The organism is Arthrobacter sp. 01T428 (assembly GCF_056398685.1).
Genome location: NZ_JBFTPW010000001.1, coordinates 486,063 through 505,063, shown reverse-complemented (window position 1 = coordinate 505,063; position 19,001 = coordinate 486,063). Strand labels below are relative to the sequence as shown.

12 protein-coding genes are annotated in these 19,001 nt (G+C 62.3%); 3 read left to right on the top strand and 9 right to left on the bottom strand.

Features of this window, described 5'->3' with window-relative positions; genetic code table 11:
• From AC1DJB_RS02355 to glf, 3 genes are read right to left on the bottom strand one after another with little or no spacing between them, the layout of a single operon-like run.
• Entirely contained in the window at nucleotides 1–870 is an 870-nt protein-coding gene (locus AC1DJB_RS02355; protein WP_059387556.1) for an ABC transporter permease, read from the bottom strand.
• Nucleotides 871–2,835 carry a glycosyltransferase gene (locus AC1DJB_RS02350; RefSeq protein WP_059387567.1) on the bottom strand — a complete coding sequence of 655 codons (1,965 nt, stop codon included), beginning with the start codon at nucleotides 2,833–2,835 and terminating at the stop codon, nucleotides 871–873.
• Between the two features lie 14 nt (nucleotides 2,836–2,849).
• A complete protein-coding gene (gene glf / locus AC1DJB_RS02345) occupies nucleotides 2,850–4,037 on the bottom strand; it encodes a UDP-galactopyranose mutase (RefSeq protein WP_059387555.1) in 1,188 nt (395 codons plus the stop codon).
• Nucleotides 4,038–4,249: 212 nt separating this feature from the next.
• On the opposite strand from glf, the gene AC1DJB_RS02340 reads away from it, so the two are divergent.
• Nucleotides 4,250–8,368 carry an FtsK/SpoIIIE domain-containing protein gene (locus AC1DJB_RS02340; protein WP_441432480.1) on the top strand — a complete coding sequence of 1,373 codons (4,119 nt, stop codon included), beginning with the start codon at nucleotides 4,250–4,252 and terminating at the stop codon, nucleotides 8,366–8,368.
• 24 nt (nucleotides 8,369–8,392) lie between these two features.
• On the opposite strand, the gene AC1DJB_RS02335 is transcribed toward AC1DJB_RS02340, so the two are convergent.
• Nucleotides 8,393–8,800, bottom strand: coding sequence for a hypothetical protein (locus AC1DJB_RS02335; protein ID WP_253257159.1), 408 nt, complete (start codon nucleotides 8,798–8,800; stop codon nucleotides 8,393–8,395).
• Between the two features lie 318 nt (nucleotides 8,801–9,118).
• Between AC1DJB_RS02335 and AC1DJB_RS02330 the strand changes: the two genes are divergently transcribed.
• Nucleotides 9,119–9,367 carry a WhiB family transcriptional regulator gene (locus tag AC1DJB_RS02330; RefSeq protein WP_003804966.1) on the top strand — a complete coding sequence of 83 codons (249 nt, stop codon included), beginning with the start codon at nucleotides 9,119–9,121 and terminating at the stop codon, nucleotides 9,365–9,367.
• 130 nt (nucleotides 9,368–9,497) lie between these two features.
• Here AC1DJB_RS02330 and AC1DJB_RS02325 read toward each other — a convergent pair whose 3' ends face one another.
• The 4 genes from AC1DJB_RS02325 to AC1DJB_RS02310 are packed head-to-tail and all read right to left on the bottom strand — an operon-like array spanning nucleotide 9,498 to nucleotide 17,863.
• Nucleotides 9,498–10,967: a sensor histidine kinase gene (locus AC1DJB_RS02325; RefSeq protein WP_236811889.1), complete on the bottom strand. Its 1,470-nt coding sequence runs from the start codon at nucleotides 10,965–10,967 to the stop codon at nucleotides 9,498–9,500.
• Nucleotides 10,968–10,997: 30 nt separating this feature from the next.
• On the bottom strand, nucleotides 10,998–15,851 hold the full coding sequence (locus AC1DJB_RS02320) for an NAD-glutamate dehydrogenase (protein WP_284988471.1): 4,854 nt from the start codon (nucleotides 15,849–15,851) through the stop codon (nucleotides 10,998–11,000).
• 57 nt (nucleotides 15,852–15,908) lie between these two features.
• The gene (locus AC1DJB_RS02315) at nucleotides 15,909–17,222 is read right to left on the bottom strand and encodes a CpaE/TadZ family protein (RefSeq protein WP_476909857.1); all 1,314 of its coding nucleotides are present in this window, start codon (nucleotides 17,220–17,222) and stop codon (nucleotides 15,909–15,911) included.
• The gene (locus AC1DJB_RS02310) at nucleotides 17,219–17,863 is read right to left on the bottom strand and encodes an SAF domain-containing protein (protein WP_441432483.1); all 645 of its coding nucleotides are present in this window, start codon (nucleotides 17,861–17,863) and stop codon (nucleotides 17,219–17,221) included. Before AC1DJB_RS02310 ends, AC1DJB_RS02315 begins: the two co-directional genes overlap by 4 nt.
• A 152-nt stretch (nucleotides 17,864–18,015) precedes the next feature.
• Here AC1DJB_RS02310 and AC1DJB_RS02305 point away from each other — a divergent pair, with 152 nt between their 5' ends.
• On the top strand, nucleotides 18,016–18,231 hold the full coding sequence (locus tag AC1DJB_RS02305; RefSeq protein WP_059387549.1) for a helix-turn-helix domain-containing protein: 216 nt from the start codon (nucleotides 18,016–18,018) through the stop codon (nucleotides 18,229–18,231).
• A gap of 46 nt (nucleotides 18,232–18,277) precedes the next feature.
• Here AC1DJB_RS02305 and AC1DJB_RS02300 read toward each other — a convergent pair whose 3' ends face one another.
• A complete protein-coding gene (locus AC1DJB_RS02300; RefSeq protein ID WP_059387548.1) occupies nucleotides 18,278–18,850 on the bottom strand; it encodes a hypothetical protein in 573 nt (190 codons plus the stop codon).
• Nucleotides 18,851–19,001 lie beyond the last annotated feature (151 nt).

The window sequence follows — 19,001 nt, the reverse complement described above, 5'->3', positions numbered from 1 at the left end:
TCAGAGCTCCTGGGCAAAGTGGACAGACAACTTCATGAAGACGAGCTGGCCGATCACGAGGACGAGTGCAGCGACGCCAAAGGCAGAGGGGAACCAGACGGTGAGCAGGTCCGGCGGCATGGAAATCGACCCGGATTGCGCAGCGCTCAGCGTCGGGGACCAAAATGCCCAGTGGAAGATTTCGACGGCGACTGTGACCGGATTCAGCTGGTACAAAAAGAACCAGGGACCCATGACGCGCTGCACCATCGGCCACACGTAAAGGACCGGTGAGGCCCACGTGACGATCATGAGGATCATATCCACGATGTTCTCGGAGTCGCGGAAGTAGACGTTGGCGGCACCGAAAAGGAGGCCAAGGCCGGTGGAAAGAATCGCTGTCAGCACAAACGCCCCGACGACTGCCAGCAATTGCCAGACCGAGGGACTCCAACCGGTCAAGAGGCAGGCTCCGAGCAAGACCACTACCTGGGGAAGCAAATGGGCTGCGGAAACCCACACGGTCGAGACGGGGAACAGCTCCCGGGGCAGGTAGATCTTACGGATAAGGTCTCGGTTGTCCACAATCGAACGGGTCGCGTTGCCCAGCGACTCCGTGAAGAAATTGACCAGCACAATTCCTGCAAACAGATAGATCGCGTAGTTGGGGGTTCCGCGCTGCATGTCGAGGAAGACGCCGAGAGCGACGAAGTAGATCAAGAACTGCATCAGCGGCTTCACGTAGGACCACAGGAGTCCCAAGACGGAGCCGCGATAGCGGATCTTGATCTCCTTGCGCACCAGTAATTGCAGCAGGAACTTGTGTTTGTAGACGTCGACGATGCCGCGGCCGCGGCCCGGTTGGACCAAGTCGGTCACGGGCTGTGCCATCTAGTGGCCTTCCTCGTCGGCCAAGCCAAACGTCTTCTTCCAAGCTTCCATGGAGGTGATCTCCGGCAGGGCCTTGCGGTACTGCTCCGAGAGCTCCTCCCACTGGCGGTAGAGATTGGCGTGGAGCTTTCCTGCTTCCGCCAGCATGGACTTGAGCTTGTCAGGATCGCGTTTGTACCAGGAAGCCGCGGTGCCATCGGCGTTCGAAACCACAACGCTGTCATAGTGCGCCAAGCGGAACCATCTGTTGTCCCGGTGTGCCAGGAAGCCCTGCGGCCGCTCTGCCGATTCCGCGGCCGGCTTCTTCACCAACTGGCGCGCAACCGTGGTGACACCCCATTTAACGAGGTCCTTCTTGTTGGGAAGTCCAATGGGATTGAGACCGGAGGGACCGCGGCCCAATGCCGGGGCTGGAAAATCATCGACGTTCTCGCGCATCTCCGCGTCGGGATAGTCGGACTTCAACGCATTGATCTCGCCGAGCTTCGTGGCGAGATTGCCGTGCAGATGCGCGGGCCCGAGGAAGAGATCCTTGAGGGCATCGAGGCGTGAATGTTCGGTGAAGTACTGCATCGAAACCAAGTGCTTCACATCGGCTTGGAACGACTCCCGGATAACGCGGCCACCCTTCTTATAGGGGCTGTAGATGAGCGTGGTGATCAGGCGGTTCCGGCCATGGAAATAGGCTTGCCATCCGACCAGGTCGTCCTTGTCGATCCAGGAGACATGCCAGACGGCCGCGCCGGGCAAGGAAACCGTGGCAAAACCGGCTTCACGGGCGCGAAGTCCGTATTCGGCGTCGTCCCACTTGATAAAGACGGGAAGCGACAGCCCGATCTCGCGGATGATTTCCGTCGGGATCATGCACAGCCACCAGCCGTTGTAGTCGACGTCGACGCGCCGGTGCAGCCACGGCGTCTGCCGAAGGTTCGCAACGCTGAAGTCGTGCCTCATCTCCATGTCCGCATGGGGCATGGCCGGCACGAATCGATAGGGGTCCACCACTTCACCAAAGGTGTGGAGAACGCTGCGGCTGTAGAGGTCGAACATGTGACCGCCGACGATAGTCGGCTTCCGGCAATGGTCCGAGAACGTCAGCAGGCGCGCGATACTCTCCGGTTCGATCACGACGTCGTCGTCCAACAGGAGCGCGTAGTCGCTGCCGTTCTCCACGGCCTCGTACATGCCGCGGGAGAAGCCACCCGAGCCGCCGAGATTGGCTTGGTTGATGATCCGCAGCTTGTCACCGAGGGCGGACTTCACTTCGGCAAAGCCTGGCTGCTCGGCAACCTTTTGGGTTCCTTGGTCCACGATGAGGATTTCCTGGACGTGTTCCAGCACCTCGGGATGCTCCGAGAGGATCCTGGCGTTGTTCAGGCAGAAGTCCGGCTTGTTCATGGTGGTGATCTCGAGGGTCACCTTGCCGGGGTTGCCCTCGCGCTCCGCGCCTTGCCATTCCGCTGAATCGAGCGTCAGTTCCTCACGGCTGGAGGCCAGATCGAACCAGTACCACCCGCCGTCGCCGAAGGGCTTGAGGGAGAGTTCGAATTCGGTGACAGCGGCGCCCTCGACCCTCGCACCATCAACACGCTGGAGAGTGCCCCGCGCGTTCGACTTGTAGACCGTGACTGTACCGTGGCCCGTTGTACGGACAACAAGGCGGACCATTTGAAGGTCCGTCCAGCGGCGCCAGTAGCTCGCGGGAAACGCGTTGAAGTACGTTCCGAAGGAAAGCTGCTCTCCCGCGCGGAGCCTTACGGAACTCCTGGAGAGGACGTCTTCAAAATGGACCTCTTCGCCGCCCGAACTGACGAAGTGAAGTTTCTCCTCGGTCGACTTGGGGTTCCTGGCGAATTCGTCGTTCTCGCGGAGGCGGATACCGTTCGCTGGTCCGGCGTCGACGTACAACGCTGTGGTGTCCAGCTGGTCATCAGCGGGCAGGATAACCCGCTGCAATACTTGCATCTTGATTTCGCTGCTCACGCGTCTACTCCTCCACTTTCAATTGCCGCGCCGCTTTCGAAGTGCGGACGAATCCTGTTTTCAAACATCGACAGCGCCGAACCGATGGCCATGTGCATATCGAGGTACTTGTAGGTGCCAAGACGCCCGCCGAAGAGTACATTCTCTTCCGCCGCCGCCAAATCCCGGTACTTGAGCAGCTTCTCCCTGTCGAGTGCCGTGTTGACCGGGTAGTACGGTTCGTCGCCCTTTTCCGCGAATCGAGAGAACTCACGCATGATCACGGTCTTCTCCGTCTGGTATTCGCGCTCGGGGTGGAAATGCCGCGGCTCGATGATCCTGGTGAACGGGACGTCGTCGTCGTTGTAGTTCACAACGGAGGTCCCCTGGAAGTCGCCCATGTCCAGGACTTCCTCTTCGAAATCGATGGTGCGCCAGGACAGGTCTCCGGCGACGAAGTCGAAGTAGCGGTCCACCGGGCCCGTGTAGACGACGGGAATCTTGCCGACAACCTTGTCCTTCGAATACTCATGGGAGTTGTCGAAGAAGTCCGTGTTCAGCCGCACTTCGATGTTCGGATGCTCGGCCATCTTCTCGACCCACGCGGTGTATCCGTTGGTCGGAAGGCCCTCGTACTTGTCGTTGAAGTAGCGGTTGTCGTAGTTATAGCGGACGGGAAGCCGGGAAATGATCCCTGCCGGCAGGTCCTTGGGGTCCGTCTGCCACTGCTTGCCGGTGTAGTGCTTGATGAAGGCCTCGTAGAGTGGACGGCCGATCAGCTGGATGCCCTTGTCGTTGAGGTTCTGCGGATCGGTTCCCGCAAGTTCGCCAGCCTGCTCCTGAATGAGTGCCCGCGCCTCGCCGGGCTTCAGGTTGGCCCTGAAGAACTGGTTGATCGTTGCCAGGTTGATGGGCAGGGAGTAGACCTCGCCCTTGTGGACGCCGTACACCTTGTGCACGTAATTGGTGAAGGTAGTGAACCGGTTGACGTATTCCCAAACCCGTTCATTCGAGGTGTGGAACAGATGCGCACCATACCGGTGCACCTCGATGCCCGTTTGCTCTTCCATTTCGCTGTATGCGTTGCCTCCGACGTGGTGCCGGCGGTCGATGACAACAACCTTCAAGCCCAGCTCGGTGGCTGCCTGTTCTGCGATTGTCAGGCCAAAAAAGCCCGACCCGACAATGACGAGGTCAGCGGTCACAAAATCTCCTGGTTCGAATATGGGCAGCCCAATGGTGTGCATTGGCTGCAGGTCAAGCCTACCCGAGATGGCGCGCCCGGTTTTCGAGCCGGCCCCTCCCCGGGCGAACGAGTGCCACGTTTTCCACATAGGCCAACTGCCCAAGAACACCCGGTGCTCAGCACAAATATCGTGGGAGAACAGCAGACGCGCGAACCGAAGGAGCGGACACAATGACATTCCATTGCACCCTTGTCCGGGCCCCGGGGGCGTTACGGCAAAGTGAGCCCATCGAACTGACCATGGCCGCGGGAAACGGCACACCCGGCGCCGTCGTCGAGGCCGCAGTCGCGGCTGAGTTCGGAACCGGAAAACTCGCGGTCGATGGACTGCCCCTCGGCGGCCTCACCGTTGGTTCGGCGCCGCTCATCTCGGGAGCTGTGTTGGTGGACGGGGCCGGTCAGGAGGCGCGGGACACCCGTGACGGCAATCGGAGTCCGGCAGCGTTGTCCTTGCTGGTGCATGCCGGACCAGCCGCGGGCCTGGTCATACCGTTGGAACGGGGCACTTACACGATTGGCCGGAGCAACGCTGATATCTGCCTCCCGGATCCCGATGTTTCCCGGGTTCACGCCGTCCTCACGATCTCCGAAACAGCCGTCACCATAAGCGACACGGGGAGCGCGAACGGAACAGTGGTGGATGGACGCAAAGTCCGCTCCGCCCACCTCTCAACCGCTTCCAGGATTCGATGTGGTGGCTCGGTCATGTCAATAGTCTTCGGCGACGATGAGCATGGAGCGGAGTCGCTGGGGACCGCAGGCCTGGGCGTCGCCGAGCCGATCCTGGTTCCCCGGCGCCATGATGCCGGCAACCGAACGCAACTTCTCCTCACGGCCGGGCTCCCCGTCCTGCTGGGAGTCGGAATGGCACTTGCCACCGGCATGTGGATGTTCCTCGGATTCACCGCAATTTCGGCCATCGCGATTCTTGTCCCGGCAATTTCGGGAAAACGCGAGCGCCGCCTTCTGGCTGCCGCGATCGCGGCGGCCGTCGAACAGGATCGGGCCAGACGACGGCGGTGTTCACCATCCGCCGCTGAGCTCGCCTTTGCCGTCAGCTCAGCAGCCTGCCTCCCCACGGAACACGGACGAAGGCAGTTGACACCGCCAAGAACCAGCACAACGCAAGGAACCGGCACGGTTAAGGGAGCCCGTACGAAGCAAGCCTCGGGCGCAACGCAAGGAACGGCGGGCTGCCGCGATGTCTGGCTCCGGCTCGGCACCAGTCCGCAGAATGCCCGCGTTGCGCTCGATCCCGCGGACCCGGGCTTTCAGCCACCGCATTTAGGCCCGGTTCCGGTAGTTCTGGATCCCTCCCTGCAAACCGTTTCCCTCTCGGGACCCGAAGCCAAGGTGCAAGGAATGTTCAGATTCCTACTCATGCAACTGGCCGCCTTTCCGGGCGCAAGCAACGTCCCCGTCCTCATACACGGAGCGATGACCCACTTGCCGTCAAGTGCCCGGTTCCTCCCCCGCGTCACCTTGACCACGGACTCCTCTTCAGCCGCAACTGTTCTTTCCGCGCCCACGGACAGACCGGGAGCACTGTTTCTGGTGGGGCCGGAACGTGATCCCACCATCGGCGCACTCCGGGCGGCGGCGATCGAGTCCGGATGGAGAGTCTTCCAACGTTCCGCAGGCGGGGACGAAAGCAGTTGCGCGGTCGAACTGTGGAGCAATGGCGCAATCCTCCGCTCGTGTCTATCGGAAACGGAATTTGACCCTGACCTTGTACCGCACCTTGTCTTCGACCGCTACTGTCGGTCATTGGCGAGATTGCCCGGCTCGGCGGCAGAAGGGGCGCCGCTTGTCCCCTCTTGTTGCCAACTTGCCGAATTGCTTCCGCCAGAGCCTTCAAGCATCGCGGACCGCTGGAGCACTTCTTCAGTACGCGGAGGGCTGTCTGCGGTCATCGGGCAAGGAACCGACGGACCCCGGTCGTTGGACCTGGTTTCAGACGGCCCGCATCTCCTCGTTGCTGGAACTACGGGATCGGGAAAGTCAGAGCTTCTGCGCACGATAGTGTCCGCAATCTCGCTGACCCACAGCCCGGACAGGGTCAACTTCCTGTTTGTTGATTTCAAAGGAGGTTCGGGCCTCGGGCCGTTGCTCGACCTTCCGCAATGCGTCGGAATGCTGACGGACCTCAGCGAACACGAGCTCGAACGTACCCTCTCCTCCCTCCGGGCCGAGGTTCGGATGCGGGAAGCGACCCTTTCGAAGGCCGGGGTCCCTGATTTGCCTGCATATTGGGCCAAAGCCGGCGGAACCGGGGGCGGGGGCGAGTCGGGACGAAGGAGCCGGTTTCCAATACTGCCCCGTCTTGTACTTGTAATCGACGAATTCAGGATGCTCATTGAAGACGCCCCCGATGCCTTGGCCGAATTGATGCGGATCGCCACGGTAGGACGGTCTCTGGGCATTCACTTGATCATGGCTACACAACGTCCACAGGGTGCCCTGAGTGCGGACATCCGGGCCAACGTGACTACCAGCATTGCCCTTCGCGTCCAATCAGAAATGGAATCCCGGGACATCATCAACTCACCGGCGGCGGCATCGATTCCGGTGTCTCGACCTGGCCGGGCATATATGGTTCGCGGAGGGGAGGATGCCGAGCCCTTTCAGTCGGCAACTCTTGCGGGCAGCGAAAAGGCCCCGGCGCTCACAAAGGCCGTTGCATTGCCGACAACGGGGTCGCTCCGCTTCGGCGGTTGGTCTGAAACAGCCGACGCAGCGATTCAGGGGGCGATCGCGACGCCAGCAGAAGCCGCCCGTTCCATTATTAAGGCGATCAACCAGGTTTGGGACGTCCGCGGGCGTTCAGCACCCCGGAGACCCGTTGCACATCCGCTTCCAGAATCCGTTCCCTTTCACGAATCCCCCGGCATAGCGGCAATCACGGGAAAGCGCGCGGCAAGCGGATCGCCGGCAGGGCCGACAGCCTACCTTGGCTTGGCAGACTTGCCGGCGCAACAACGAGTTGCCGGCTTGTACTGGACTCCGCTCGTCCACGGGAATCTTGGACTCGTTGGTCCTCCTGGGAGTGGAGTCGACGATACCTGTAAGGCGGCAGCGGCGCAGCTTGTTGGAAGTGCCGAGGAACTCCATCTCTATATCCTCGACGGCGACGGTTCGTACACCGACGTGGCAGCCCAGGGACGAGTGGCGGCCGTCGTCTCCTCCACCGACAGCAGGAGGGGAGTCCGCATCCTGGAGAGGCTCGCGGCTGAGATGTCGTCGCGGCAATCCCCGGGAACCGCCGGGCAGGTCCCGCTTCTGCTGGTTATCTCGAACTGGGGTTCGTGGGTCTCCGAGTTGCGCGCCGGAGCGCTGGCCTGGGCAGAAGACGTTGTTCATGCGATCGTCCGCGATGGACCAAAGGCAGGAGTGGCTGTTCTTGTCACCGGCGATCGCGAACTGACAGCGTCACGCATGTTCGCGTCAATCCCCAACCGCGCCTTCTTTCCCACCGGGACAACGGAAGAAGGGCGCTTGGCGTGGCCGCGTTTCGTGGCTATGAAGCCTCTGACAGGCCGGGCGGTCGTGAGTGGCAACCTGCTTGACGTCGACACGGCAGTCGCGCAGCTCGTGGCGCCCCCTCCAGGCGTGGCCTGGCCATACGGCGTGCCCCCGGAGCCCGCACGGCGCCCATTCCGGGTGGATCCCCTGCCGCAGTTCATCCGGGCTTCGGATCTCGCTGCCCTTAGCCGAACCGAAACCGCTGCCCTTTCCCGCGCTCGCGCGCAGGGGTCGGTACTCCTCGGGGTTGGAGGGGACGAACACGAACCTGCTTGGATCACACTGCCGCGCCCAGGCATCCTCCTCGCCCTTGGCACTCCCGGTTCCGGCAAGTCCTCGTTGCTCACCGCGTTGGCCATGCTCAATCCAGGCCATCATTGGTGGGCGCCACCCGAAGGGACCGATCCTGATGCCTGTTGGGCTGCATTCCACCGGGATGCGCGCCGCAGGCTCGTGGGAGCAGAAGTCATCCCCCTCGTGGACGACGTCGATCGCCTCAGCAGCGAAACCGCCGTCCTCCTGGCTGAACTTCCCGGCATGGGCTTCTCAGTCGTGGCGACTGCGGGAAGCCCAGCCCTCATGCAACGGACGCCGCTTGCTTCCCTGGCCGGAAACCACGGAACCGGACTTCTCCTTGGCAATGCGCCGCCTGCCGCTGCGGATTTCTTCGGCGTGCGCATCGCCGCCGAACAAGCGCCGCCACCGGGTCGTGCTGTCCTCATTGAGAATGGACGAACACGCTCCCTCCAGATCGCCGCTCCGGGTTAGGAAGCCGTACCAAAGCGAAAACAGCTAGAGGGCGGCGCGGGATCCGCCCGCCCGGGAAGCAAAGGCAACCACCCGCTTGTCGAACAAAAAGACGATCGCGGCCAAAGCCGGCACCACCATGGCCAGGCCGGCGAGAACCAGGCCTCCGGTCATGGTGGGAAACCCGATGGTCAGGGCGAACAGCTGGGCAACCAACGCCGGTGCCCGGGTCCAACGGTAGCCACGGAACAGGAAGTGTCCCACGGCAAACAACAATGCAGAAAAGGCCAGCAGAAGGCCCAAAGTAAATACGGCTCCCCAGAATGAGGCCACCGGAGCCCCTGTCACGAGCTCGTATATATACAGCGCCCCGGCGATCAATAGTGCGAGGGCTTCCAGCACAACCACAATCGAAATAACAACGATTCCTGCAGGACGCGGTCCTCCGCCGATTGCCCGGCCTAAGTTATCGCGGCTGGTCCCCTGGCCGTCGTCGCCGGGCGCTGCTGGGTGATGGTGGGGGTTCAGAGGGGGTCTTGACACACTGGCACACTACCGGACATAGTCGAATACCTGTGAGTAGGCCGGTATCCAATGTGATGCATCGCTCACGGTTTCAAACGCTTGAACCCCTTGTTTACATGGCGTTAACATGACACGCTTGACTCAGACGACCAAGGGGGCCCAATGGGTCCCCTTTCCTATGAAGCCTCTCGTGAATATTTTCACAAAAGGCTTAACTAGTACTCACGAATGGAGTGACTGATCAGCATGGATTGGCGTAACCGCGCAGCCTGCCTTGACAAGGACCCGGAGCTTTTCTTCCCCGTAGGCAACACCGGCCCTGCGCTTCTCCAGATCGAGGAAGCGAAGAGTGTCTGCCGCCGCTGTCCCGTCGTGGACACATGCCTTCAGTGGGCCCTTGAGTCGGGTCAGGACGCTGGCGTCTGGGGCGGAATGAGCGAGGACGAGCGACGTGCACTCAAGCGCCGCGCCGCCCGCGCCCGCCGCGCTTCCTAAGCGACTCGGCCCGCAAAACACAACGCCTGAGGCAAAGAGAACACACGAAGATGGCCCGGACTGATAAGTCCGGGCCATCTTCGCATTTCTGACCGCGGTCAGAGACAGAGCGCGTCGCCAGCGGACGGCGTCAGCTCCGGACGAGGTTCAGGACGATCTCGACGGCGGTGCCGCCGCCGTCGCGCGGCCGCCACTGGATGCTGCCACCCAATTCGCTCGTGACGAGCGTCCGCACAATCTGAAGGCCTAGACCTTCCGTGTATGACCCCTCGGGCAGCCCGACGCCATCATCGGCGATCGTCACCGTGAGGAGTTCATCGCCGCGCTCCCCCGTGGACCGATCGGCCATGAGCCAAACCGTTCCGGCCCGTCCTTCAAGGCCGTGCTCCACCGCATTCGTCACGAGCTCATTGATGACAAGAGCAAGGGGCGTGGCAAAGTCGCTCGGCAACTCGCCGAACAGGCCCGCGCGCTCGGTCCGGACGTGCTGCGAAGGGGACGCTACTTCTGCGGAGAGCCGGAACTGGCGTCCAATGAGTTCATCGAAATCAACGCTCTGCGTGAGGCCTTGCGAAAGTGTCTCGTGAACCAAGGCAATCGTCGCCACTCGCCGCATTGCCTGCTCCAGGCCTTGCTTCGCCTCATCGCTGACCATCCGTCGCGACTGCATGCGCAGCAAAGCCGCCACCGTCTGCAGGTTGTTTTTGACGCGGTGGTGGATTTCACGAATTGTCGCGTCCTTGGTCACCAGCTCGAGCTCACGGCGTCGCAGTTCGGACACGTCGCGGCACAGCACCAAGGCTCCGAAGCGATGCTTCTCGTCACGCAACGGAATCGCGCGCAACGACAAGCTGACACCGCGGGACTCGATCTCGCTCCTCCAGGGCATCCGACCCGTGACGACCAGCGGCAATGTCTCGTCCACCATCCGCCGGTCCTTGAGGAGTCCTGCGGTTACTTCCGCAAGGGACCGTCCTTCCAAGGTTTCCACCTCGCCGAGGCGACGGAAGGCGGAGACACCGTTTGGACTCGCATACTGGACGATCCCGTCGGCGTCGAGCCTTATCAGGCCGTCACCCACGCGGGGAGCGCCACGGCGGGAACCCGTCGGTGAAGCGAAATCCGGCCAGAGTCCCAGCGTTCCCATCCGGAGCAGATCGTAGGCGCATTGCCGATAGGTGAGCTCCAGGCGGGAAGGCATCCGCGAACTGGAAAGGTCCATATGCGACGTGACGACGGCAAGGGTCCGTCCGTTCCTGACCATGGGAACCGCCTCGACGCGCAGGGCCATCTCGCTGCTCCAGCTCGTTTCGCTGGAGCGTTCGATGGAACGGCTGGACCACGCTTTGTCGACTATCGGTCGCAGATCCGAGCGGATGCCTTCCCCGACGAAGTCCGCATGAAACACCGTGTGGCTCGTCGACGGCCTCACGTGAGCAAGCGCGATGTAACCGAATTCAGGATGCGGAAACCATAGGGCCAAGTCCGCGAACGCCAGGTCGGCGACCATCTGCCAGTCGCCGACCAGGAGGTGCAGCCATTCGGCATCTCCAGGCCCGAAATCAGCGTGCTCCCTGATGGGGTCTGTAAAGATTGCCACTGCACCTCCATATAACGCCCGGGCTTGTCCCTAGCGTCGAACGATTGACCTCAAGAGCCTCAATGCTACCGACAGAGAAGCCATGTCGTCGGCCTCCAGCGCGTTGACCTCGTCGAACATGCTCTTCGCGCGGCCCAATTGCTCGGCATTGATGCCTTCCCAGGCCCGCAAACGGGCCTCGGCGTCGAGGTCGGCGTCGGTCGATTCGAGCACCGATGTCGTCATGTCCGCTACGGTCGAGTAGAGGTCGTCGCGCAGGGCTGCACGGGCAAGAGCCTGCCAGCGGTCATCGCGCGGGAGCGCGGTAATTCGCTCCAGCAATGAATCGACGTGGAAGCGGTCGAATACCGTGTAGTAGACGTGGCTGACCTCTTCCACACGGGCGTCGCGGCTGTGCGTGATCTTGGCGATGTCCAGGAGCACGAAGCTCTCGAACAGCTCGGCCCAGCGATGGGCGAGCGTGTCGGGAAGTCCCCACGAGCGCGCCTTTTCGAGCCAGCCGGTAACGCGCTCTTTGTCGCTGCCGCGCAAGTAGTCGAGCACCCGGGCCCGCATCGGATCCATCATCGGCTTGAATTCCGCGACGATCTCCGAGATCGGCTTCGAGGCGTTGCCCTGGCTCAGCAACCAGCGAACGGCACGGTCCAGAAGCCTCCGGATGTCGAGGTGGACGGTGCTCCAGTGTTCCGTGGGGAACGAGGCAGGCAGGGCATTGAGCTCCCGCACCATCGACTCGAGTTCGTAGATCTCACGGAGGGCTACGAACGCCTTGGCGACGGCGACCTCGGTAGCCGAGGTCTCCTCCATGGTGCGGAAGGCGAAGGTGATCCCGCCCAGGTTGATCATATCGTTGGCCACCACGGTGGCGATGATTTCGCGGCGCAAGGGATGGGTGTCCAGTTCCGCGTCGAACCGCTCTCGGAGCTGCTTCGGGAAGTAGGAGCGGATCGTCTTACGGAACCAGGGGTCATCCGCCAGATCACTGTCCCGCAATGCCGAGCCCAATTCGATCTTGGCGTAGGCGGCGAGCACGGACAGTTCCGGGGACGTCAGGCCCTGGCCCTGTTCCAACCGTTCGCGAAGCGTCTCGGTGGTCGGCAGCGCTTCGAGGTCCCGTTTGAGGTCGGCGGACTTCTCGAGCCAGTCCATCAGGCGCTCGTAGCTCGGGCTCCATTCGGCGACGCGAGTGCGGTCGTTGAGCAAGAGGATGTTCTGATCGATATTGTCTTCGAGCACAAGGCGCCCGACCTCGTCGGTCATGTCGGCGAGGAACGAAGTGCGCTCGGAAGCATCCAGTTTTCCTGCGGCAACCATCCGGTCGACGAAGATCTTGATGTTGACTTCATGGTCGGAGCAATCGACGCCGGCAGAGTTGTCGATTGCGTCGGTGTTGAGGATGACACCCTGCAGAGCGGCCTCGATACGTCCGCGCTGCGTCATTCCGAGGTTGCCGCCTTCGCCCACGACCTTGACGCGGAGTTCGCGCCCATTCACGCGGATGACGTCGTTTGCCTTGTCTCCCACCTCGGCGTGGGACTCGGTGCTGGCCTTGATGTACGTTCCGATCCCGCCGTTGTAGAGGAGATCGGCCGGAGCGAGGAGGATTGCACGCAGAAGTTCAGGCGGACTCAGCTGAACCGTTCCGTCCGGCAGGCCAAGGGCACGGCGGACTTCCGGCGAGATCGGGATGACCTTGGCCTGGCGGGGGTAGACCCCGCCGCCTGCGCTGATGAGCGAGCGGTCGTAGTCGTCCCAGGAGGAGCGGGGAAGCTCGAAGAGACGCTGCCGCTCGCCGAAGGACGAAGCCGCATCCGGCGTCGGGTCCAGGAAGATGTGGCGGTGGTCGAAGGCGGCCAGCAGGCGGATGTGCTTGGAAAGCAGCATTCCGTTGCCGAACACGTCGCCGGACATGTCGCCGACGCCAACCACGGTGAATTCCTCGCTCTGGGTGTCAAGGTCCAGCTCGCTGAAGTGGCGCTTGACCGACTCCCATGCGCCGCGGGCCGTAATAGCCATGGCCTTGTGGTCGTACCCCACGGAACCACCGGAAGCGAATGCGTCCCCCAGCCAGAATCCATACTCGGCGGCCAGGCCGTTCGCGGTGTCCGAGAAGGTAGCGGTGCCCTTGTCAGCTGCCACCACCAGGTACGAATCGTCGTCATCCTGACGGACAACGTCCGACGGCGGCACAATCTTCTCGCCGTCGGCTGTGGTCACGAGGTTGTCGGTGAGGTCGAGCAGGCCGCGGATGAAGGTCTTGTAGCTTTCGATGCCCTCGGCCATCCATGCGGCACGGTCAAGTGCCGGATCCGGAAGTTGCTTCGCGAAGAATCCGCCCTTGGCACCGGTCGGCACAATCACGGCGTTCTTGACGGTCTGTGCCTTGACCAGCCCGAGGATCTCGGTCCGGAAGTCTTCACGGCGGTCCGACCACCGCAAACCGCCACGGGCCACCTTGCCGAAGCGCAAGTGCACGCCTTCAACGCGAGGCGAGTACACCCAGATCTCGTACTTTGGCCGCGGGAACGGCAGTCCGTCGATCGTGGTCGGATCCAGCTTGAAGCTGACGTACGACTTGCCTTGGAAGTAGTTCGTGCGCAGCGTCGACTCGATGAGGTTGACGAAAGTCCGCAGGACCCTGTCGGCGTCGAGCGTTGCCACCTGGTCAATTGCTTCGGCCAGTGCGGCGCGGGCGCCCTCCTGGCGGGCCGGACGCGCGGCGTCAGGCGACGACGGATCGAAGCGCGCCCCAAAGAGGTCAATAAGGCCGCGGGCAACCTCCGGGTTGGCGAGGAGGGTATCCGCTATGAACTCGAAGGAGTTGGTGTTCCCCATCTGGCGCATGTACTTCGCATAGGCGCGGAGCATGACAACCTGCCGCCAGTGGATACCTTCCCGGAGGACGAGCCGGTCGAAACTGTCGGACTCCACCGCACCGGTCACGGCGGCGCTGAAGGAGTCCGCCAAGAGCTGGCCGGTGGCCACGGGATCGACACCGGCGGGGTACTTCAGGCCAAGGTCGTAGAGGAAGAAGTCCCGGTGGTCGGCAGTCTCAATCTCGAAAGGCCGCTCATCGAGAACCTCAAGGCCAAGATTGTGGAAGTAGGGCAGGATCTGGCTCAGGCTCTTCGGTTCCAAAAGGTAGAGCTTGACGCGGGCATCCTCTTCGAGCAGTTCACCGGCGCCGTTGGGCAGGTAGACATGCACGCCGGGGACCGCCTGGACAGCGACGGCGTCGCGGTCGGTTGTGGCGGCATACTTCTCGAAACGCTCAATGTCCTTGAGGGCGTCTTCGACTTCGTAGTCGACCCGGTAGCCGGCGGGGAACGCATCTGCCCACAGGGCGGACAACCGCTCGGCATCCAAACCGCTGGTGTTCTCGCGGAGCACCTCCGCAATTCCTTCGGCCCAGGACCGCGAAGCCCGGACAAGCCGCTTTTCGAGTTCACCGGCGTCGACGTCGCGAAGCTCAGCCTCCCGCGGGAGCCGGATACGGAAGAACACCCTTGAGAGTGCGGACTCCGTGATCCGGGCCTCGTAGTCGATGCTCTCGGCTTCGAAAGTCTCGCGGAGTTCCTGTTCAATTCGCTGCCGGACGTTGGTGGTGTAGCGGTCACGGGGCAGGTAGACCAATGCCGACATGAATCGCCCATAGATGTCCGGGCGCAGGAAGAGCTTCGTACGACGCCGCTCCTGCAGACGCTGGATGCCCAAAGCCGTTGCTGCCAGGTCCTCGGTCTCTATCTGGAAGAGTTCGTCACGGGGGTAGGTCTCGAGGATACCGACAAGGTCTTTGCCAGAGTGTGAGTCCTGGGGGAAACCGGCCGAGCGAAGCACGGCGTCGACCTTTTCCCGAACGATCGGGATGTTCCTTACGGAACCGGTGTACGCGCTCGTTGCGAAGAGGCCGATGAAGCGGCGCTCACCGTTGACGTTGCCGGCAACATCGAAGCTTTTGACACCGATGTAGTCCAGGTACGCAGGGCGGTGAACGGTGGACCGCGAGTTGGCTTTGGTGATGACCAAGGCACGCTTCTCGCGCGCCTTCCGGCGTCCGGCATCGGTGAGGTGCTGGATTTGGTGCGGGTGGTCACCCGCCCTCAAGAGTCCCAAACCGCTTGCTTCACGCAACTCGAGTACGTCTTCACCGTTCTCGGTGATGAGGTCGTATTCCCGGTAACCAAGGAACGTGAAGTTGCCGTTGTCCAACCAACGCAGCAGGTCCTGCGCTTGCCTGAGTTCCGCGATGTCTTCCGGGTGGGCCACTTTGTCCAGGGACGATGCCAGCTCGAGCGCCTTCGTGCGCATTTTGGGCCAGTCCTCGACGGCGGCCCGGACGTCGTTCAGGACGCGGTGGATTCCGTCCACGAGTTCCTTCTGGAAGTCGTCGGCCACCCTGTCAACCTCGACGGCGATCCACGACTCCATGTGGGAGACATTGTCACCTTGGGCGATCAGATGGGCGATGTTCGGCATCGCCGCGGTGTCACCGCTCGAGATGCCGATGTTCGACGGCACCCGGGCAATGTCCGACAGGTCGCCGGTGAGGTGGTCACGCGAAACCACGAAGAGCGGGTGCATGACGAGCCGGATAGCGCAGTTCTGGCGAACGAGTTCGGCGTTCACCGAGTCCACGAGGAACGGCATGTCATCCGTGACGATGTACAGAATGCTGCGGTCACCCTCATTGGCGATCCTGACGTTGGCAGTGCCCGGCTTGCGGCTCTGCCCCGCTTCCCGGTGTGCCGCCGCCCTAGAGGTCAACTGCTCGGCAGCGTACCCGCGCGCGTCCTCCTCTGCGAGATGCTCGTAGTAGTCCCCGAAGAATCCCTCCCGGACTACTGCAGGTTTAGAACGATCCTCCACGCTGGATCCTGACGACATCGACAAACGCCTCCATCACATCTCAATTGCTGCGTCCTTGCAGCCCACATGGCGAGCCTAACGCTTTAGACGACGCCTTGCTCTGGAATAAATGACAGAGGATTTGCGATTTTGCTGGACAGGTGCACATACCATATTTGCGATGGCGAGCCGCAATGGAGATTCGGGCGCAGCCTCGAAGAGGACAGAGCCGGACAACAGGGCCACGTCGCAGGCTTCAGGATCGGATGGCAGGAACGCTTCGATGCCTTGATTGGGTCCGTACCGCTCCCATGCTTCACGGAGTTCACGTTCGGGTGAGCGGCCAGCGGATGCGGCCCGGACCTTGTTCAAAACCACTCGGGGAGCCGCGTGCGGGACAGCCTGTTCGAGCTCCGCGAGGCCACGCACGTGTCGCGGAACGCCAACGGCATCGGCCGCGCCGACGGCGTAAACGGTGTCCGCCAGTTCGATACTGCGGAGGGTCGCGGCATTGCGTCGAGGGGCCATGGTGTCGAAGCTGAGTTCTTCGTCCGCTTCAAGGCAGAAACCTGCGTCGACTACGACGACGTCCGCGATCTCCTTGGAGAGCTCAAGCACCGAAGAGAGCGCGGCGGCCCGGAGCTCCGTCCACCGGTCCGCGCGCGTAATGCCGGTAAGAACCCGGAAGCTGGTGGTTTTGGCGAAGACCGGCGCGGCGATCCGCTTGAGCGATTCGGTATCCAGCAATCCTTGGTCCGCCAGTCGACAAGACTGCGCCAGTCCGGCGGATTCGTCCAGCAAGCCCAGCGAAGCCGCGACGCTGGCCCCGTAGCTGTCTGCATCGAGGAGGATCACTGACTTGCCTTCCGCCGCCAACTCTGCAGCAATGTTGACCGCCACAAGAGTCCTGCCAGGCGCCCCGGTAGGCCCCCAGACCGCGATGATCCGGCCGGCCCCGGCCGGCACGTGTTCCGGTTCTTCCGGCGCATCGGTGGGACGGAGTTCTGCCGCAGTATCCGCAAACCCGGAATCCCGAGGCTCCGCGCGTCGTCTTCCTTGTCCGGGCAACTGGCCTACGGCATCGGAGATCCTCGACGCCAGCGTTGCCGAATCGACATCGAGCGACGCCGTCACGACGCCGATGCTGCGCAGGCGGCTCTCCTCTCCCGGATCGTCGCTCAGGGCGACGATGGAGACTCCGACAGCCGCCAGCCGGTCGACCAGCGACGCCGTCAATTCCCCAGCGCCTTCGGCGATGACTGCGGCGCGGGCGAGACCGCTTTGGCATGCGGCCAGGAGTTCGGCGAGTTCACCACACCGACGCACCACCGTCACCGGCCCGTGGAGCCGTTCGAGTCCGCCGACCAAATCTTCCCGGGATTGCCCGACTGTGACAACCGGGATACTCACTTGCCGGCACCGCCCGGATTCCACACCACGGCAATCTTCGCTTTGTTTGCCTGCGCACCAAGAAGGTTCGGCATCTGCTCATCGGTCACCAGGACCAGAACCACCTTCTCCTTGGACGCTCCAAGGGTGGAGGCACCCTCCGTGACCTGGGCGATCTCCGCCCCGGGCAACAGCAACTGCGGCGTGCCGAAACCGTTGCGCACATCGGGGTGGGCCACCCAGACGTCGACGCGGGATCCTGCCACAGCCTGGGAAGGCAGCGATTCCTGGATCGCGATCGCCACCGGCTTGCGGTCCAAGGAGTCGGCGGCGCCCAGGCTTTCCTGCGGGACGAGTTGGTTCTTGGCAATTCGCTGGATGGCAACTCTTCCCTCCGGCAGACCGCCAGCCAGAGTGACATAGCTGGACTCAACGTCGTCGAGCCGGACCTTGACAACCGCAAGATCGTCCTTGCTGACTTTCTGGCCCACGGCAATCGACTGGCGCGCCGCATAGACCTGAATGGTGCGGTCCGCGGTTCCAACGAGGGCGATGACGCCGGCCAGCGATGCCAAGACCAGGAGAATCCCCACCAAAAGCCGCGGATCCCTCCATGACGGTTTCCTGAGCCGCGCTGCAGCGGCCGCGGTAGTTACACCCATCCTGCTCCCCCGTTTGTCTTGTTAGTCGGCGTCGACCTTCAGTGGCCTTTATTCTGACCGCATCTGGGTCCCTTCCGAAAGCCACATGCCTCAAATTACGTCAACCTGTGGATAACCGCGGCAAGTGGATCGAACAGTGGCAAAATGGATGCATGCCCCGATTCCTCACCCTCGCTGATGTCGCCGAACAGCTTCAGATCAACTCGCCGCAGGCATACGCTCTGGTGCGAAGCGGTGAGCTCAAGGCCATCCAAGTGGGCGGCAGGGGCCAGTGGCGCGTCGAAGAAAAGATGCTGGAGCAGTACATCGAGGAACGCTACGCCGAGGCCAGCAGGATCATCCAAGAAGCCAAATCCAAGTCGTCCTGATCTCCGTCCAGCGCCCCAGGACAACGACGGCGGGGAGCCGGCCGGGCTAGAAGTCCTGGCCCCGCAATGAACGCAGCGCGGCAAGTGACTGGAACGGAATTGTTGCCACAGATACGACGTTCCCGGACCGGCGGACCTCGCCCGGCAACATAACCGCGAGATCAAAGTGGTCCTTGCCCACGCGATCAATGACGCCCCGCATCGTCCGCTCCTCCTGCGCCAACTCAAGCAGATGAACCGCCAGTTCCGCCCTGTCACGGGCCAGCATTCGCAGTGCGCTGGCCAGGCCAAGCCGCTGTGATGCCTTCGATTGGCCAGCCCGGACCTGCCGACCCAGGCCCTGATACGCCAAAGCTGCCGCGACGGGCACCAACCACTGGTGGCGACCTTCGTCCAAAACCACCGATTCGCTCCCGACATGACTAAGCGTCCCTGACACCTGCGTTCCGGATCGGAGCTTCACATCAATCTTCCGGCCGATCGCGCCACGCAGCCTGTCGGAGACGTCGATTCCGGCGATCTCCACACGTGCCCGCTCTGATATTTCCGATTCAAGTCCCAGCAATCGCTCAGAGGCCAACTGTGCCTCCATGTCTTCAAACAGAGCATCCCAACGCATTGCGTCAGCGTAAGCGGGCATCCCTCGACGGTCAATCTGTCTTCATCGACAAGCTAGTCCTAGACAAATGCCACTCGTTGTGACCAAAATAATTCAAACATCATTAAATAGCATCAAATCGCACATACTTGCATCAACTGGGTAAGGGGAA

Coding starts and splice junctions, on each gene's coding strand:
- AC1DJB_RS02330 (WP_003804966.1), top strand. CDS start 9,119: ATGGATTGGCGTAACCGCGCAGCCTGCCTTGACAAGGACCCGGAGCTT.
- AC1DJB_RS02355 (WP_059387556.1), bottom strand. CDS start 870: ATGGCACAGCCCGTGACCGACTTGGTCCAACCGGGCCGCGGCCGCGGC.
- AC1DJB_RS02340 (WP_441432480.1), top strand. CDS start 4,250: ATGACATTCCATTGCACCCTTGTCCGGGCCCCGGGGGCGTTACGGCAA.
- AC1DJB_RS02310 (WP_441432483.1), bottom strand. CDS start 17,863: ATGGGTGTAACTACCGCGGCCGCTGCAGCGCGGCTCAGGAAACCGTCA.
- AC1DJB_RS02305 (WP_059387549.1), top strand. CDS start 18,016: ATGCCCCGATTCCTCACCCTCGCTGATGTCGCCGAACAGCTTCAGATC.
- AC1DJB_RS02300 (WP_059387548.1), bottom strand. CDS start 18,850: ATGCGTTGGGATGCTCTGTTTGAAGACATGGAGGCACAGTTGGCCTCT.
- AC1DJB_RS02320 (WP_284988471.1), bottom strand. CDS start 15,851: ATGTCGTCAGGATCCAGCGTGGAGGATCGTTCTAAACCTGCAGTAGTC.
- AC1DJB_RS02350 (WP_059387567.1), bottom strand. CDS start 2,835: ATGCAAGTATTGCAGCGGGTTATCCTGCCCGCTGATGACCAGCTGGAC.